Source organism: Frankia sp. CoWAU3, assembly GCF_977971855.1.
The window spans coordinates 8,315-11,684 of sequence record NZ_CDWWXB010000087.1; the positions used below are offsets into that span (position 1 = coordinate 8,315).

A 3,370-nucleotide genomic window follows, 5' to 3' on the forward strand; every position below is an offset into this window, starting at 1 on the left:
CGCCTCGGGGGTCGCGGACGCCCTCGGGGTCGCACTCCAGCAGACGAACATCCTCCGGGACGTGCGCGAGGACCTGCTCGGCGGCCGGATCTACCTGCCGCGCCAGGAGCTGAAGGCCGCCGGCGTCGAACTCGAGGTGGACGCGACCGGTCGCCTCGGCGGCCCCCCCGACGCGCTCATCGCGTACCTGCGGACGTCGGCGCGGCGAGCGGAGGAGTGGTATGGGCGTGGGCTCGTCCTGCTCGACCTGCTCGACCGGCGCAGCGCGGCCTGTTGTGGAGCGATGGCCGGCATCTACCTGCGGCTCAACCGGCGGATCAAGACCGATCCGTCCGCGGTGCTCGATCGCCGGCTGGCGCTGCCCGGCTGGGAGAAGGCGGTCGTCGCCGCCCGCAGCCTCGCGGGGCGGCCCGAGATGAGGGCGGCATGACCACGGGTGGCGGTGCGGACGTCGCGCCGGCACGGGGGACGCGGCCCGCCGGGCGGACGGACGAACGCCCGCATCTCGCCGTCGTCGGCGGCGGGCTCGCGGGTATGGCCGCGGCGCTGCTGGCCGTGGACAGCGGGGCCCGCGTGACCCTGCTGGAGGCGCGTCCCCGCCTCGGCGGGGCGACGACGTCGTTCCGGCGCGGGCAGCTGTGGATCGACACCGGCCAGCATGTGTTCATGCGGTGCTGCACGGCCTACCGTGGGCTGCTGCAGCGACTCGGCGTCGAACACCTGACCACCTTGCAGTCCCGGCTGGACGTGCCGGTGCTGCTCGGCGACTCGTTGACCCGGACCCGGCTGCGCCGGACGAGGGTCCCGCTGCCGGCGCCACTGCACCTGGCCCCGGCGTTGCTGGGATACCAGGCGCTGCCGATCGCCGAACGGCTGCGGGCCGGGCTCGCGGCGTTTCAGCTCGGGCGGCTCGACCAGCGCTCCCCGGCGGTGGACGAGCAGTCGTTCGGCACCTGGTTGTCCACCCACGGCCAGGGCCCCGCGGCGACGAAGGCGTTGTGGGAACTGCTGACGGTCGCGACGCTGAACGTGCCCGCCGCCGGCGCATCCCTCGGCCTCGCAGCCAAGGTCGTGCGGACCGGTCTGCTGGAAGGCGCCGCCGCCGGTGACCTCGGCTGGGCCGAGGTCCCCCTGTCCCGACTGCACGGCGACGCGGCGATGGAGGCGCTCACCGCGGCCGGCGCCGACGTGCGCACCGGGGTGAAGGTCCGGTCCATCACCGCCGCGGGCAGCGGATGGGAGCTGGCCGTCACCGCGGGCGGGACCGGTCGCGGCGCGGCGGTGCCCGGCACCGACGACCGCGGCGTGCTGCGGGCGGACGCGGTCGTGCTCGCGGTGCCGCCGCCCGCCGCCGCGTCCCTTCTGCCGGCCGGCGCCGAACCCGAGGCGGCCCGGCTGCGTGAGCTCGGCGAATCGCCGATCATCAACGTGCACATGATCTATCCTCGACCGGTGATCGACGGCCCGTTCCTGGCCGTGGTCGACTCGCCTATTCAATGGATCTTCGATCGCACGGTCTCCTCCGGGCTCGCCGCCGCCGGCCCGCCCGGTGCCCAGTACCTGGCGCTATCGCAGTCCGCGGCGGAGCCATGGGTCGATCGTCCGGCGAACGAGCTGCGGACCCTGTTCGTCGAGGAGATGGCCCGGCTGTTCCCGGCCGCGCGGGCGGCCGGGCCGCTGGAGGTTTTCGTCACTCGGGAACGTACGGCGACCTTCCGGCAGGTGCCCGGTTCGCTCGCGTTGCGTCCGGGCGCGTCGACCGGCCTGACCGGCTTCGCCCTGGCCGGGACCTGGACCGACACCGGATGGCCGGCAACCATGGAGTCGGCCGTGCGTAGCGGACTCACTGCTGTCCGTGAGAACCTGGCCGGTATGGGGGTCGACGTCAACGAGCCACGCGGGCCGGGCCTGCAGGCCCGAAGGACGGACGGACGGCTCCCCGAGCAGGTGGGTGAGTCGGTACCGGTAGGCACTGAATCGGTGAGCGCACCGGGCGGCGGCGCCACGGCCGCGCAGGTGCGGGATCCACAGGATCCACGAGGGGACAACGCGGTTCCCGCCGGATCGGCGGCGGTCGTCCGGCCGCTTCCGTCCGGCCAGCCAAGGCACACATCCACAGGGGGATTCCCGGTATGACCATGACGGTTCCGGATGCGATCGAGCGTGGGCGGACCCTCACCGTGCCTGCCTTGCGCGCCACGGTGGATCGGCTCCACCCACGACTTCGTCACGTCGTCGCCTACCACCGCGGCTGGGTCGACGCCGAGGGCGCGCCACTGTCCGGCGGCGGGGGCAAGCTGGTACGCCCGGCGCTGGCGCTGCTGTCGGCGCAGGCCGCCGGCGCCCCGGCGGAGACCGGGCTGCCGGCAGCGGTCGCCGTTGAGCTGGTGCACGACTTCTCGCTGCTGCACGACGATCTTATGGACGGCGACACCGAGCGCCGCCACCGGCCCACGGCCTGGACGATCTTCGGTGCCGACGGCGCGATCCTCGCCGGGGACGCGCTGCTCGGCCTCGCGACCCAGGTTCTGCTGGAGGTCGAGGGGGAGCCCGGCCGTCGTGCGGCGCTGATCCTGGGCGCGGGCGTCCAGGACCTCGTCCGTGGCCAGGCCGAGGACCTGATGTTCGAGAAACGGTCGGACGTCAGCGTCGCCGAGACGCTGCACATGGAGGACGGCAAGACCGGCGCTCTGCTGGCCTGCTCGGCCTCCCTCGGCGCCGTGCTCGCCGGGGCCGGTGACGACATGGTCAACGCCCTCGCCGAGTACGGCTCCCGGCTCGGCACCGCGTTCCAGCTCATCGACGACCTGCTTGGTATCTGGGGTGATCCCTCGGTGACCGGCAAGCCGGTGTTGTCGGACCTGCGTTCCCGCAAGAAGTCGGTGCCGGTCGTGGTGGCCCTGGAGGCCGGCGGAGCCGAGGCCGAGGAGCTGCGGGCGTTCCTCACCGGCACCGGGGAGTCCACCGAGGCGGAGCTGACGCACATCGCGGACCTGATCGAGCGGGCCGGCGGGCGGGACTGGACCACCGCCGAGGCCGACGGCCAGCTGAAGGCCTGCGAGAACGTGCTCCGCTCGCTGTCGATGCCCGCCGAGATCGAGGCGGAACTGCTGGCCCTCGCGCGCTTCGTGACCGAACGAGACCGCTGAGGAGACGACAGGTGAGTGCAGTCGCCGTTCCCGCCCGGCCCGGCGATCAGCACGTTGATCGTCTTCATGACCATCGCATGTACGACGAGGGGAGTCGTCGATGAGCCTGACCTCGGACCCGTCCCCGGCTGCTCCAAAGGCCGCGAAGAGCTCGAAGCGCGTTAACATTCCCGCGCCCGCCACGCCCGACGCTTACGGGATCTCCCGGTCCTCGCCACCGC

3 protein-coding genes are annotated in these 3,370 nt (G+C 73.2%); all 3 read left to right on the forward strand.

The genetic code is table 11. The features are described 5' to 3' along the window. The coding region (locus AC08ON_RS09980) for a squalene/phytoene synthase family protein (RefSeq protein WP_476616830.1) at positions 1-430 on the forward strand (430 nt) is incomplete at its 5' end. Continuing rightward, positions 427-2,136: a hydroxysqualene dehydroxylase HpnE gene (hpnE, locus tag AC08ON_RS09985; protein ID WP_476606659.1), complete on the forward strand. Its 1,710-nt coding sequence runs from the start codon at positions 427-429 to the stop codon at positions 2,134-2,136. The genes AC08ON_RS09980 and hpnE, both read left to right, overlap by 4 nt. Next, on the forward strand, positions 2,133-3,149 hold the full coding sequence (locus AC08ON_RS09990) for a polyprenyl synthetase family protein (RefSeq protein ID WP_476606658.1): 1,017 nt from the start codon (positions 2,133-2,135) through the stop codon (positions 3,147-3,149). Before hpnE ends, AC08ON_RS09990 begins: the two co-directional genes overlap by 4 nt. The last annotated feature ends 221 nt before the right edge of the window (positions 3,150-3,370 follow it).

Excerpts from the sequence above, each read along its gene's own strand:
- AC08ON_RS09990 (WP_476606658.1), top strand. The coding sequence starts at position 2,133 with ATGACCATGACGGTTCCGGATGCGATCGAGCGTGGGCGGACCCTCACC.
- hpnE (WP_476606659.1), top strand. The coding sequence starts at position 427 with ATGACCACGGGTGGCGGTGCGGACGTCGCGCCGGCACGGGGGACGCGG.